Annotated in this window: 13 protein-coding genes; 8 read left to right on the plus strand and 5 right to left on the minus strand. The window is 61.2% G+C overall.

Annotation, left to right across the window (positions count from 1 at the left end; all coding sequences use genetic code 11):
• Nucleotides 1–92 precede the first annotated feature (92 nt).
• Nucleotides 93–2,504 (minus strand): penicillin acylase family protein, encoded by a 2,412-nt coding sequence (locus NTD85_RS00595; protein WP_262141168.1) that lies wholly within the window; start codon nucleotides 2,502–2,504, stop codon nucleotides 93–95.
• 102 nt (nucleotides 2,505–2,606) lie between these two features.
• Entirely contained in the window at nucleotides 2,607–3,185 is a 579-nt protein-coding gene (locus tag NTD85_RS00600) for a DUF6436 domain-containing protein (RefSeq protein ID WP_103484328.1), read from the minus strand.
• Nucleotides 3,186–3,284: 99 nt separating this feature from the next.
• Between NTD85_RS00600 and NTD85_RS00605 the strand changes: the two genes are divergently transcribed.
• Complete coding sequence (locus NTD85_RS00605; protein ID WP_262141169.1) at nucleotides 3,285–4,232, plus strand: alpha/beta hydrolase; 948 nt, start codon at nucleotides 3,285–3,287, stop codon at nucleotides 4,230–4,232.
• 103 nt (nucleotides 4,233–4,335) lie between these two features.
• On the opposite strand, the gene NTD85_RS00610 is transcribed toward NTD85_RS00605, so the two are convergent.
• Nucleotides 4,336–5,088, minus strand: a complete 753-nt coding sequence (locus tag NTD85_RS00610; RefSeq protein ID WP_097088904.1) for a DUF2059 domain-containing protein — start codon at nucleotides 5,086–5,088, stop codon at nucleotides 4,336–4,338.
• 108 nt (nucleotides 5,089–5,196) lie between these two features.
• On the opposite strand from NTD85_RS00610, the gene NTD85_RS00615 reads away from it, so the two are divergent.
• Together NTD85_RS00615 and NTD85_RS00620 are read left to right on the plus strand one after the other, a co-directional pair.
• Entirely contained in the window at nucleotides 5,197–5,829 is a 633-nt protein-coding gene (locus tag NTD85_RS00615; protein ID WP_226500874.1) for a 2OG-Fe(II) oxygenase, read from the plus strand.
• Between the two features lies 1 nt (nucleotide 5,830).
• Entirely contained in the window at nucleotides 5,831–6,316 is a 486-nt protein-coding gene (locus NTD85_RS00620; protein ID WP_262141170.1) for a DUF523 domain-containing protein, read from the plus strand.
• Nucleotides 6,317–6,435: 119 nt separating this feature from the next.
• On the opposite strand, the gene NTD85_RS00625 is transcribed toward NTD85_RS00620, so the two are convergent.
• On the minus strand, nucleotides 6,436–7,002 hold the full coding sequence (locus tag NTD85_RS00625; RefSeq protein WP_103484324.1) for a transporter substrate-binding domain-containing protein: 567 nt from the start codon (nucleotides 7,000–7,002) through the stop codon (nucleotides 6,436–6,438).
• 135 nt (nucleotides 7,003–7,137) lie between these two features.
• On the opposite strand from NTD85_RS00625, the gene NTD85_RS00630 reads away from it, so the two are divergent.
• A complete protein-coding gene (locus NTD85_RS00630; RefSeq protein WP_103484323.1) occupies nucleotides 7,138–7,563 on the plus strand; it encodes a DUF4399 domain-containing protein in 426 nt (141 codons plus the stop codon).
• A gap of 63 nt (nucleotides 7,564–7,626) precedes the next feature.
• Here the strand turns inward: NTD85_RS00630 and serA are convergent, their stop codons facing one another.
• On the minus strand, nucleotides 7,627–8,856 hold the full coding sequence (gene serA, locus NTD85_RS00635) for a phosphoglycerate dehydrogenase (protein ID WP_003229219.1): 1,230 nt from the start codon (nucleotides 8,854–8,856) through the stop codon (nucleotides 7,627–7,629).
• Nucleotides 8,857–9,060: 204 nt separating this feature from the next.
• On the opposite strand from serA, the gene NTD85_RS00640 reads away from it, so the two are divergent.
• From NTD85_RS00640 to NTD85_RS00655, 4 genes are all read left to right on the plus strand, one after another.
• The gene (locus tag NTD85_RS00640) at nucleotides 9,061–10,455 is read left to right on the plus strand and encodes an FAD-binding oxidoreductase (RefSeq protein WP_262141171.1); all 1,395 of its coding nucleotides are present in this window, start codon (nucleotides 9,061–9,063) and stop codon (nucleotides 10,453–10,455) included.
• Between the two features lie 39 nt (nucleotides 10,456–10,494).
• Complete coding sequence (locus NTD85_RS00645; protein ID WP_003229216.1) at nucleotides 10,495–11,160, plus strand: fumarylacetoacetate hydrolase family protein; 666 nt, start codon at nucleotides 10,495–10,497, stop codon at nucleotides 11,158–11,160.
• A 299-nt stretch (nucleotides 11,161–11,459) separates the two neighbouring features.
• Nucleotides 11,460–12,383 carry an SdiA-regulated domain-containing protein gene (locus NTD85_RS00650; RefSeq protein WP_262141172.1) on the plus strand — a complete coding sequence of 308 codons (924 nt, stop codon included), beginning with the start codon at nucleotides 11,460–11,462 and terminating at the stop codon, nucleotides 12,381–12,383.
• A 190-nt stretch (nucleotides 12,384–12,573) separates the two neighbouring features.
• On the plus strand, nucleotides 12,574–13,491 hold the full coding sequence (locus NTD85_RS00655) for an SdiA-regulated domain-containing protein (RefSeq protein WP_262141173.1): 918 nt from the start codon (nucleotides 12,574–12,576) through the stop codon (nucleotides 13,489–13,491).
• Nucleotides 13,492–13,518: the final 27 nt, after the last annotated feature.

Consider the following 13,518-nt stretch of genomic DNA (forward strand, 5'->3'; position numbering starts at 1 on the left):
GCCTGCGCGACAACCCCCGCTCCCACAGTTGAAATGCACTCCCCTGTGGGAGCGAGCTTGCTCGCGAAGGGTTCAGCGCAGAAAGTACAAAACTATCGCGCAGCCCGCGCCGGCAACAGCTTCAAGGTACTCCGGGTATTGGCCGTCACCTCTTCCTCGCTGAAGTGCGCCTGCACATACATCCCGTCGACATACGCCTCGGCCTGATCGTCATAGTGGCTGTCGAACGGCACGCCGCTCTGGCCGACCGGGTTGATGGTCAGGCTGTGCGCCGGGTCGGCGAAGTCGACCAGCCGCCGCGTCGAAGGCCCGTAGGTCACCGGCCATGGCGCCGGGCCGAGCTTGGCCGAGAGGTTGTTCGGCACTTCGTGGCTGCCCGGTGCGGCGAACGGCCCGACGTTGAAGATGTGATCCAGCGGCTTCTGCTGACCCAACGGATGACCGTGGGTCAGGGTGTGCGCCGTGCCCCATTGCCAGTCGGACGGGTTGTCGCCGAGGGTCTGTTTCAGGTGCGCCATGCTCGCCTGCCACGCCGCTTTGACGATGTCGGCACGGGTCTCCTTGTTCGGTGTGTTGCGGTTGTCCCACCACGGCGAGTCCGCATTCGCCGCCAGGCGCGGCAGAGCGGCGTCGATCACCCGGGTCGACAGCAGCGTCTCGAAGAAGTCGTTGCCCAGCTCATCGCGCATCGCCGCATCGGCGAGGTCGTAGAGGAACTGGTTGAACACTGTGGCGCTCACCGAATCCAGTGGATAGTCGCCTTGCCACTGCGCCAGTTGCTCGACCAGTTTCAGCTGTGCCGGATCACTCACCACTTCACGCAGCACCGGCAGCAACGGCGCCAGGGTGCGCGGGCCGTAACCGGTGGTGGTGCCCAGTTGCAGTTTCTGGTTGGCCTCGTTGCTCCACTTCACGCTCTTGTCGCTGAGCTGACGGTTGAGCTGCTGCCCGCGATCGGCGAGGTTGTAGTAACCGGGGATCTCCATCCCGGTGGGTGACAGCGGCTGGAAGTTGGCCGAGACGATGTAGCCGCGTGCCGGGTTTTCTTCCTGCGGGTTGGCGCTGAACGGGTAGTAGCCGTCCTTGTCCGCCTGATTGCCGCTGCCGTCGAGAATGAACTCCGGGCGCACGCCCGCCGGACGTTTGGGCAGCAGCGCCGAAGCCCACCAGGCAATGTCACCCTTGGCGTTGGCGTAGACGATGTTCAGCCCCGGCGCCTGCACCTTGGCCGCCGCCACACGGGCCTTGGCCAGGGTGTCGGCGCGGTTGAGCTGGTAGAAACCTTCGAGGATCGGGTTCGGCGTTTCGAGGAACGCCCACCACATGGCGATCGGCGTTTTACCGGCGGCAGTGCCGAGCGCATCGTTGACGATCGGGCCGTGGGGCGACTGGCGCAAGGTCAGCGTCACCGGCGCCTGGCCCTTCACCGCGATCTGCTGCTGGGTGCTGACCAGATCGGTCCACTGGCCGTGGTACCAGACCTGATTCGGGTTGTCCGGGTTGACCTTCTCGGCGATCAGATCCAGATCGTCATTCTGGAACATGGTCAGGCTCCAGCCGAAATCCAGGTTGTGCCCCAGGAACGCAAACGGCACCAGCGCCTGATGATGGCCGTACAACTCAAACCCCGGCGCCGACAGTTGCGCCTCGTACCACACCGACGGCACCGAGAAGCGAATATGCGGATCACCGGCCAGCAGCGGTTTACCGCTCTGGCTACGGCTGCCGGCAATCACCCAGGCGTTGCTGCCTTCGAATTGCGGCAGGCCGTTTTCAATCAGCGCCTGCTCGCTGAGACGGGCGAGGGCATTGAGGTCTTTCCAGTCGCCGGCGGCGAGGGCCGGGGTCTTGTTGGCGTGACCTTTGGCGAGCACGCCTTTGGGCTGCCAGTCGAGGTCGAAGACATTGAGGTAATCAGCGCCGAGTTGATCGCGCACGTAGGTCAGCAATGGCTCGGTGCGAAACGCCGCCGCAAAACTGTAGGCCATGTAACCGGCGACGCTGATGCTGTCTTCGGCGGTGAACGGCCGCTTGGGGATGCCCAGCACGTCGAACTCGACCGGTGCGGCGTGGCTGTCCTGATATTGATTGATGCCGTCCAGATAGGCTTGCAGGGCCTTCCACGCCGGTGACTGCTTATCGAGACTGGCGACATAACTGGCGGCGCGTTCGCGGATGCGCAGGCTGCGGAACAGTTTGTCGGTGTCGAGCAGCTTCGGCCCCAGCACTTCGGCCAGCTCGCCGCGGGCCAGGCGGCGCATGGCTTCCATCTGGAACAGTCGGTCCTGGGCATGCACGTAGCCGAGGGCACGATACAGATCGGTTTCGTTCTCGGCACGAATGTGCGGCACCCCGCGATCGTCATAGCGCACGGTCACCGAGCCTTGCAGATTGCGCAGCTCCACCTGACCCTGACGCGTCGGTTGCTTGCTGTAGACGTAACCGCCGATGGCGATGAGCAGGATAACGATGAGCAAGGCAAGAACGGTGAAGACGCGTTTCATGGTGACTCCTTGTGCATGCGGGATTGCCGCCCGTCGGGCTGCAAACAATTAGCACAGACCTTCCGTGCCGTGCATCGCTGTCCTTGAAAAGTCCGGAATGCCTTACTGCGCCACTACCGGCCACGGGCAATAACACCCAACCGCCAGGGTGTGCGTGGCGTTGACCGGGCGGTCTTCCGTGAGGGCATTGAGGATCGGTTCGATAAAACTGTTGCTGGAATTGCAGGTCAGCCCTTCGCTGTACGGGCCGAAGTACGCCAGTTTGCCGCTGCGGTCCCAGATCGCCACGGCGGGGCTGGCCGGGATCTGCTCGGAGCCGGGCAGCACGGCGATGGTTTTCAGGTTGCTCAGGGTGGTGGGCAACTGACCGTGGGAGCCGGCGCGCTGCACGGCGAAGAATTCCACACCGCGCGTGCCGTACTGCTCGACCATCTCGGTCAGGTGCTGTTGATTGCCGACGTTGCACGGACAGGCCGGGTCCCAGAAATGCACGAGACGGATTTTGCCGGGGCCGGCCAGTTCATCCGGCAGGCGCAATGGATCACCGGAAAACACCGCGGTGTGCTGACTGAACGCGCGCAGATAACGCCCCTGAAACCAGTCGTACGCCGCCCACAGCACCCCGGCACACACAAGCGCGAGCAGGCTGGCAAACAGTGCGGTGCGGTAGGGCGAGCGCATGGTTTTCGTTCCCGAAGAGGTGGGCTAGCTTGCCATGCTTGCCGCAACAGATGAATATCGCAGGCCGATAAAGTCTGTTTACCGCTCTGGAATACCCGCATGCCTGACACTTTCGATGCCGATCATTTACGCGCCAGCCTCAAGCCTTTGGCCCAGTGGCAGCCGTTGTCGGACGAGGCCAAGGCGTATCAGCAGTTCTATAAAACCGACTTTCCCGAGCGCGATGTCTGGCGCGGCATGGGCCGGTTCGAGGTGGACGGTTATGAGCTGGTCAGCCATTGCTGGTGGCCGGAGAAGGTCAAGGGCACGCTGTTTCTGCTGCACGGTTTTTACGATCACACCGGGCTGTATCGGCATGTGATCGAGTGGGCTCTGGATCAGGATTTTGCCGTCATCGCCTGCGATTTGCCGGGGCATGGCCTGTCGAGCGGAGCGCGGGCGAGCATTCGCGACTTCTCCGAATATCAGGACACGTTGCAGGCGTTGTTCGCTGAAGCCAGTTCGATTGCCCTGCCGCAGCCCTGGCACCTGTGCGGACAAAGCACTGGCGGCGCGATCGTCGTCGATCATGTGCTCAACCATGGCGAGAACAGTCCGGCGCAGGGCCAGTTGATTCTGCTGGCGCCGCTGGTGCGTCCGCGCGCATGGGGCTGGTCGCAGCTCAGTTATTACTTGCTGAGGCCTTTCGTGCGGGGCGTCACCCGGCGCTTCAGCGAGAACTCCAACGACCCGGATTTCCTGCCGTTTCTGCAGGCCGATCCGTTGCAGCCCAAACGCTTGCCGACGGCGTGGGTCGGTGCGCTGTCGCGCTGGATCATCCGTGTGGAACACGCGAAAAAAAGTCCGCGACGGCCGCTGATCATTCAGGGGCAGGCGGACATGACCGTGGACTGGCAGCACAACTTGCAGGTGCTGAAGTGGAAGTTCGATCGGCCGCAGATTCTGCTGCTGCCGGAGGCGCGGCATCATCTGGCGAATGAGACGCTGGAAATGCGCGAGGAGTATTTCGAGTTTCTGAACAAGCGGATCAGGGGCAGAAATTTGTAGTGTTTGTAAGGGCCTCTTCGCGAGCAAGCCCGCTCCCACAGGAGACCGCGATCACCTGTGGGAGCGGGCTTGCTCGCGAAGGCGGCCGGTCAGGCGATGAAGATTACTGGCCAAGGTTCGAAGAGCTTTGCCCCACCGCCAACCCCGCCCGAATCGCCGCCAGCGCCGCCTGGTAATACGCCTTGCCCTCGCTGGACTCGGCAAAGGTCGCGAACTGCTCCAGTTCGTCATCCGACAGATCGCGATAAACGTAGAGCAGCGTGTTGTTCAAATCGGCGCCGATCTGCTCCATCAGGCGCTGGCGCTGACCGTTCAGCATGCCCTGTGCCTGACCGCCGCCAAGCAGGCCGGGAATCATCGAACTCAAACTGTCCGCCGCCACCCCGGCAATCGCCAGGCTGACCTCGGCGCCGGCCTCGCGGGCGGGCAGGGCCTGGGCCAGATGGCCGATGATCAACAGACGGCTGTCGCTGGCCTGCATTTTCGGCAAGCCCTTGGCGTTCTTCGCCAGTTGATCGCGACGGGTGGCGAGCAATTCAGCGGCGACGATTTTCTTGCCCAGCGGCGATTGAAAAAAGGTCAACGCCGGTTGTGGATCGGCGAGGTGCTGGCGCAGTTGCGCTTCGGCACGCTGGTCCATGGCCTGAGGGGCGAAGCGCTGGTTGCTGTTGTTGACCAGGGCTTGAAACACCGCTGGCGGCAGATTGTTCTGGTAGCGCTGCTGCGCGGCACTCAGGGCATCATTGAAATGCGCACGTTGATCTGGCCAGCCGGCGATCTTGTACAACTGATCGTGGCCGTCCGCCCAGGCGGGCAAAACGCAGAACATCAACAGTGAAAAAAGCAAACGGCGCATAGGGACTCCTGTCAGCAGCGGACTATTCTCCGTGCGGTGCCGGGACTTGTCGAGAATTCGTAGCAAGCCGCTGCGTGGCTCTGTCGGATTTCTTGCCGCCGGCATACTATGCGCGCCATGCAAATATCCTCTGAACACCCGCTGCTGTTACGTATCGTCGACGACCTGGCCGAACATGGCTGGTCGCAGCAGAACATTTTCCTGCCCGCGGGTTTGACCCGTGAGCTGGCGGCCGAGTGCCGCAAACGTGAGGCCGAGGGTGAGCTGGCGCCGGCGGGGGTAGGCCGTGGGCCGTTTTCGGAGATTCGCGAGGGCATTCGCGGCGACCACATCCAGTGGATCGACCCGGGCCAGGCCGAGGCCAGCGACCGTTATCTGAGCCTGATGGACAGTCTGCGCGAGGCGCTCAATCGCGGGCTGTTCCTCGGGCTTGAGGATTTCGAATGCCATTTCGCCCTGTATCCGCCGGGCGCGTTTTATCGCAAGCACGTCGACCGTTTTCGCGACGATGACCGGCGCATGGTTTCGGCGGTGGTCTACCTCAATGATGCGTGGTTGCCGGAAGACGGTGGTCAGCTGCGCATGTACCTGGACGATGAGCGCGTCCACGACGTGCAACCCACCGGCGGCTGTCTGGTGGTGTTCCTCTCCGGAGAGGTGCCGCATGAAGTGCTGCCGGCGCACCGCGAGCGCCTGTCGCTGACCGGCTGGTTCCGTCGCCGTGGCAACGAGCCGTTCTGATATGCAGAAGATTCTGGTCAGCCGCTGCCTGTTGGGCCACCGCGTGCGTTACGACGGCGGGGCCAGCGGGCCGTTCGATCTGCTCGAACAGTGGATCGCCGAGGGCCGCGTGGTACCGCTGTGTCCGGAAGTGGCTGGCGGTTTGCCGACCCCGCGGGCAGCGGCGGAGATCCCGGGCGGGCAGGGCGCGGAAGTGCTCGATGGCCAGTCGGCGGTGATCACCAGCGAGGGCGAGGACGTCAGCGCGCAGTTTCTCGATGGTGCGCGGCAAGCGCTGGAGCTGGTGCAAAAGCATGACATCCGCGTCGCGGTGCTCAAGGCCAACAGTCCTTCCTGCGGGAATTTGCTGACCTATGACGGGACGTTCAGTGGGGTGAAGGTCAGTGGCGAAGGCGTGACGGCTGCGCTGCTCAAACGGCACGGGGTGCAGGTGTTCAGTGAGCTCGAACTGCCTGAGGCCGCAATGGCCCTGACCCAACTCGACTGAAAGCCAACCACAACCCATGTGGGAGCGGGCTTGCTCGCGAAAGCGGCGGGTCATCCAACCTGTGTATTGCCTGACACGACGCCTTCGGGAGCAAGCCCCCTCCCACAGGGTTTGTGTGTTCATTTGGGCTCGCTGAACCACTTCTCGGACAACGCCGCCAACCGCCCATCCGCCTTGATCCGCTGCAACGCACCCGCAAGGCTCGCCTGAAACGCCGGGTTGCCCTTCTGAAACGGAATCGCCAGCTCCACCGGGGTCGCCTTCGGCTTTTCCTCGGTCAGCGCCTGTACCAGCACCATCGGCCGTGGCTGCTCATCCTTCTTCGCCCATAGCTGCGAGTCGACCTTGCCGTAAGACTCGCTGAAGTCGAAACGATCCTTGAGTTCAGGTGTCAGTGCTATGTGATTGAGCGCAACGTCGTACTTGCCGCTTTCAACGCCCTGAAGCAGATCGGCGTCGTCGGTGACGATGAAGTCGGCGCGTACATCCAGCTCGTTGGCCAGCAATTGCCCAAGCTCGACCTCGAAACCCGTGAGTGTGTCGCCGTCCTTGAAATTGAAGGGCGGTGTATTAGCCTCAAGGGCTATGCGCAACTCGCCACGGTCGTTGACGTCATCAATCAGTTCGGCGTGAGCCAGCGGGCTCAGAAGGGGTAGCAGGCAGATCAGGCCAGGCAGAAAACGCATGGTCACTCCTTTGAAATCATTATCGCGATGCTCTGAGTCAGGCTCGCTTTGCTATGGTTGTCGAGTGCCTTCGACAACGAATGGTCATGAAGTTGTCATGACCGCGCGGATTTTACGAAAAAACTGGAGAAGAGAATGAAAACATTCATGTCACGTGCAGCGCTGGCTGGCCTTCTGTTGGGTGCTTCGATGATGGCCAGCGCCGCCACAGAGGCGCCGGCGGGCGCTTCAGTGAGTATCGTCGAGCCGAGCAGCGGCGCCGTTGTCGACAAGACATTCAAGGTCAAGTTTGAAGTCAAAGGCATCGCACTGGCGCCGGCAGGCGATCCGACCGCGAACACCGGCCACCATCACCTGCTGGTCGATGCCAAGGACATTATCCCGGCGGGCGCGGTGATTCCGGCAGATGCCAACCACATCCACTTCGGCAAGGCCCAGACCGAAACCGAACTGACGCTGACCCCAGGCAAGCACACCTTGCAACTGGAACTGGGCGACAAGGGCCACATGGCTTTCAACCCGCCAATCGTTTCGGAAAAGATCACCGTGACGGTGAAATGACTTTTCCGCAGGCATGAAAAAGGGAGCTCCGAGGAGCTCTCTTTTTTGTGGCTCAGCGCGGAATCAGAACAGTACGCGGCTACGGATGGTGCCGTTGACGTGTTGCAGCTTCTCTTGCGCCAGCTCCGAGTACTCGGCGTCGACGTCGATTACCACGTAACCGACTTTCTCGTTGGTCTGCAGGAACTGACCGGAGATGTTGATACCGTTTTCGGCGAAGACCTTGTTGATCTCGCTCATCACACCCGGGATGTTCTCGTGGATGTGCAGCAGACGGTGCTTGCCAGGGTGAGCCGGCAGGGCCACTTCCGGGAAGTTCACCGACGAAACGGATGTACCGTTGTCGCTGTACTTGACCAGTTTTTCCGCCACTTCCAGACCGATGTTGGCCTGCGCTTCGGCAGTCGAGCCACCGATGTGCGGGGTCAGGATCACGTTGTCCAGGCCACGCAGCGGGCTTTCGAACTCTTCGTCGTTGGAGCGAGGCTCCACCGGGAAGACGTCGATGGCCGCGCCGATCAGGTGCTTGTCCTTGATCGCGTCCGCCAGGGCGTCCAGCTCGACCACGGTGCCGCGCGCGGCGTTGATCAGGATGCCGCCCTTCTTGATGGCGCGGATTTCCTTCTCGCCGATCATCCACTGGGTCGCAGCGGTTTCCGGAACGTGCAGGGTGACGATGTCGGACATGCCCAGCAGTTCGTGCAGGTTGCCGACCTGAGTGGCGTTGCCCAGCGGCAGCTTGGTCACGGTGTCGTAGAAGAACACCTGCATGCCCAGACCTTCAGCCAGGACCGACAGCTGAGTACCGATCGAGCCGTAGCCGACGATACCGAGTTTCTTGCCGCGGATCTCGAAGGAGTTGGCTGCGGACTTGATCCAGCCACCACGGTGGCAGGAAGCGTTTTTCTCAGGGATGCCGCGCAGCAGCAGGATCGCTTCGGCCAGCACCAGCTCGGCCACGGAGCGGGTGTTGGAGTACGGCGCGTTGAACACGGCGATGCCGCGCTCGCGGGCAGCACTCAGGTCAACCTGGTTGGTGCCGATGCAGAAACAGCCGACCGCGACCAGCTTCTTCGCGTGATCGAAGATCTCTTCGGTCAGTTGGGTGCGCGAACGAATGCCGATGAAGTGAGCGTCAGCGATCTTTTCCTTGAGCTCGGCTTCCGGCAAGGAGCCTGTCAGGTATTCGATGCTGGTGTAGCCCGCCGCCTTGAGGACGTCGACAGCCGATTGGTGGACGCCTTCGAGAAGAAGGAACTTGATCTTGCTCTTATCGAGAGAAGTCTTGCTCATCTGCGTAAACCTGTATCCCGGAGAAAAATGGCAGGAAATGGTCAACAGACATTGACCTGGACGACAAGAAAGCCGTCACCGCAGAACTGGCCTTGGGCACTGGCCTGCGGGGTCGGTATGCTAGCATAGCCACCCCGCTAAACACTCATTCCTGCGACGTGAAGCGTCTTCAGGATGACCATGAATTGTTCGAGAGTTCTGTCGATGACCAATCCTGCCCTGATTGATGAACTGAAGACCCTGGTCGAGCCTGGCAAGGTCCTGACCGACGCCGACTCCCTGAACGCGTACGGCAAGGATTGGACCAAGCACTTCGCCCCCGCGCCGAGCGCCATCGTGTTCCCCAAGACCATCGAGCAGGTGCAGGCCATCGTCCGCTGGGCCAACACCCACAAAGTGGCGCTGGTGCCATCCGGCGGGCGCACCGGGCTGTCCGCTGCCGCCGTGGCCGCGAATGGCGAAGTGGTGGTGTCGTTCGACTACATGAACCAGATTCTCGACGTGAACCTCACCGATCGCACCGCCGTGTGTCAGCCGGGCGTGGTCACCGAGCACCTGCAGAACGTCGCCGAAGAAAATGGCCTGTACTACCCGGTGGACTTCGCTTCGGCCGGTTCCAGTCAGATTGGCGGCAATATCGGCACCAATGCCGGCGGGATCAAGGTGATTCGCTACGGCATGACCCGTAACTGGGTCGCCGGCCTGAAAGTGGTCACCGGCAAGGGCGATGTGCTGGAACTGAACAAGGACCTGATCAAGAACGCTACCGGCTACGACCTGCGCCAGTTGTTCATCGGCGCTGAAGGCACCCTCGGTTTCGTGGTCGAGGCGACCATGCGTCTGGATCGCGCGCCGAAAAACCTGACCGCCATGGTGCTCGGCACCGCCGACTTCGACTCGATCATGCCGGTGCTCCATGCCTTCCAGGGCAAGCTCGACCTCACTGCTTTCGAATTCTTCTCCGACAAGGCCCTGGCCAAAGTGCTGGGCCGTGGCGACGTACCGGCGCCGTTCGAAACCGACTGCCCGTTCTACGCGCTGCTGGAATTCGAAGCGACCAGCGAAGCAGTGGCCAACACGGCGCTGGAAACCTTCGAACACTGCGTCGAGCAAGGCTGGGTGCTGGACGGTGTGATGAGCCAGAGCGAAACCCAGCTGCAGAATCTGTGGAAGCTGCGCGAGTACATCTCCGAGACGATCTCGCACTGGACGCCGTACAAGAACGACATCTCGGTCACCGTGTCGAAAGTGCCGGCATTTCTGCAGGAAATCGACGCGATCGTCGGCGAATACTACCCGGATTTCGAAATCGTCTGGTTCGGCCATATCGGCGACGGCAACCTGCACCTGAACATTCTCAAGCCGGATAACCTGAGCAAGGACGAGTTCTTCGCCAAGTGCGCCACCGTCAACAAGTGGGTGTTCGAAACCGTCGAGAAGTACAACGGTTCGATCTCCGCCGAACACGGCGTGGGCATGACCAAGCGCGAATACTTGACGTACAGCCGCTCTCCGGTCGAAATCGAGTACATGAAAGCGGTCAAAGCGGTGTTCGATCCGAACGGCATCATGAACCCGGGCAAGATTTTCGCGGTTTGATTGGCAATCCCCTGAATCAATGAAGGCAGGAGTCGGTAAATGAGCTATCAGCACCAGTATGTCGACGGCACGCGCATTCACTTCCCGATCGGGAAAGTCGTGTGCATTGGCCGTAATTACGCCGAACACGCCAAGGAACTGGACAACCCGGTGCCTACCGAGCCGCTGCTGTTCATCAAGCCGGGCAGTTGCGTGGTGCCGCTGGAAGGCGGCTTCAGCATTCCGACCGAGCGCGGTTCGGTGCACTACGAAGCGGAAATCGCCGTGTTGATCGGCAAGCCGCTGTCGACCAAGCCGAGCCGTGAAGAAGTGCTCGACGCGATCTCCGGGTTCGCCCCGGCGCTGGACCTGACCCTGCGCGACAAGCAGGCCGAGCTCAAGTCCAAGGGCCTGCCATGGGAAATCGCCAAGTCGTTCGACGGCGCGGCAGTGATCGCCCCGTTCGTGGTCGGCAGCACCTTCGCCGACCTGACCGATATCGGCATCCGCCTGACCATCAACGGCGAAGTACGCCAGGACGGCAACAGCAGCGCGATGCTCAACCCGATCGTGCCGATGATCCAGCACATGGCCGGCTGCTTCTCGCTGCAGGCCGGCGACGTGATCCTCACCGGCACGCCAGTGGGCGTCGGCCCGCTGAATGTCGGCGACGACATCGTCCTGGAACTGGTTGGCGCGAGCCGCTTCAGCAGCAGCGTGCGCTGACCGAACGCATTCGATACACAGCAACTGTGGCGAGGGAGCTTGCTCCCGCTGGACTGCGCAGCAGGCCCCTGCTTTTTGAAGTGAAAAGCAGGGTCGCTTCGCGCCCCAGCGGGAGCAAGCTCCCTCGCCACAAGTGCCGATCCTGCATTGGCTCTGTGTCGCGGCTCGCAAAGCTGCACGACAATCCCGCCATTTGCCGTTTTTTTCACATCCTGTCCGGATAATTCCTCTCATTCTGGCGTCTGAGCCGGCCTCTTTGTGCTATTACCCATAGCCTGAATTTTCGGAACGCGTCCCTGATGTCAGCTCAAACTCAGCTCAAAACTTCCCGTCGCTCACGTTTTGCCCTGCGCTGGTATTTCTGGCTATTGCTGGTGCTCGCCGTCGCTTATGGCCTGGCGCATATCATGCATTGGGACGACCGTGGCCTGCTGTGGCTGCGCGAACGTTTCGAGAGCCAGGCCGAGCAGAAGGCGAGCATCTGGTTGCCGGACTATCGGGCGGTGATCGACGGCAAGCTGCTGCCGGGCATGGAAAAGGACGAGGCTTCGGACCTGTCCTACAACCCGCAGACCAAAACCCTGTTTTCGGTGATGGGCAAGAATCCGTTCCTGGTCGAATTGACCCTGCAGGGTGATGTGCTGCGCAAGATGCCACTGGTGGGCTGGATCAATCCGGAAGGCGTGACCGTGATGGAAAACGGCCTGATGGCGATTGTCGACGAGCGCGAGCACCTGCTGACCATCGTCAAGGTCGATGCCAATACCCGCGAGCTGAATATCGCCGACTTCCCGAAATACGATCTCGGTCCGTCGAAAAACCAGAACAAGGCGTTCGAGGCAATCACCTGGGATCCGCGCAACCAGCAGTTGCTGCTGGGCGAAGAACGGCCGCCGGCGCTGTTCACCTGGAAAAGCGACGGCAGCCAGATCCTCAAGGGTGACAAGCAGAAGCTGGCCAATGATGAACTGGACATCCGCAACCTCTCGGCACTGGCCATCGACCCGCGTACCGGCCACACCCTGGTGCTGTCCGCCGATTCGCACCTGTTGTTGGAGCTGGACGAGAAGGGCGAGCAAGTCAGCTTCATGACCCTGCTCGGCGGCTTCAACGGATTGAAGAACACCATTCCCCGTGCCGAAGGCGTGACCATGGACGACGCGGGTACGCTGTACATGGTCAGTGAGCCGAACCTGTTCTATCGCTTCGAAAAGCAGAAGTAGCAGCCTGAACCTCTCCCTGTAGGAGCTGCCGCAGGCTGCGATCTTTTGATTTTGTTTTTCAAGATCAAAAGATCGCAGCCTTCGGCAGCTCCTACACGGTTCTGTTGTGGGCAAGGGCAAGTGGCCATTAAGCTTCAGTTCAGACAGGCGTGATATTTCATCCGCCTGTTTTGATCCCGAGCCTGCCCGAATGCGTCGACTTGCCCGCCCCAAGCCCCTGTTTGTCATCCTGTCGGTTGTCGCCCTGATCGCGTTGATTGCGATCGGCCAATACCTGCGCCTGTTCGAGCGCGCCTGGTTCAATCTGCAGACCTTGTGGCAGCCGTTGAGCAGTGAGGCCATTGGTCTGGGTCAATACCGGGTCGAGGTCGAAGCTCGGGTCATCGAAGGGCTGAACGACGATGTTTCGGCGCTGACCTACGATCCGGTGCGCAAGAGCCTGTTCACCGTGACCAACAAGAATGCCGAACTGGTCGAATTGTCGCTCGACGGCAAAATCCTGCGGCGCATCGCGTTGATTGGTTTCGGCGATGCGGAGGCGGTTGAGTTCATCAGCGCCGACACCTACGTGATCACTGACGAGCGCCAGCAACGTCTGATCAAGGTCCATCTGGAGCAGGGCACGACCTTCCTCGATGCGGCGGACGCCGAACAAATGACCCTCGGCGTACACATGAGTGGCAACAAGGGCTTCGAAGGCCTGGCGTACGACTCAGTGGGCAAGCGTCTGTTCGTCGCCAAGGAGCGCGATCCGATGCTGATTTATGAAGTGCACGGATTTCCGCACTTCAATCCGGAAAAGTCCTACGCGGTGCACGTGATCAACAACCCCAAGCGCGACGCCGGGATGTTCGTGCGCGATCTGTCGAGTCTGCAATACGACGAGCGCAGCGGCCATTTGCTGGCGCTGTCCGACGAGTCGGGGCTGATTCTGGAGCTGGATGTGGACGGGCGGCCGTTGAGCACACTGTCTCTGAACAAGGGACGGCAGGGTTTACAGAAGAGCGTACCGCAGGCCGAGGGCATCGCGATGGATGACGATGGGACGTTGTATCTGGTGAGTGAACCGAATCTGTTTTACGTCTTCAAGAAACCTGAGCAAAACTGACTGACACCCCAAAAAAATCAAATGTGG

This window comes from Pseudomonas sp. 13B_3.2_Bac1, from assembly GCF_025466205.1.
GTDB classification, from domain to species: Bacteria; Pseudomonadota; Gammaproteobacteria; order Pseudomonadales; family Pseudomonadaceae; genus Aquipseudomonas; species Aquipseudomonas fluorescens_H.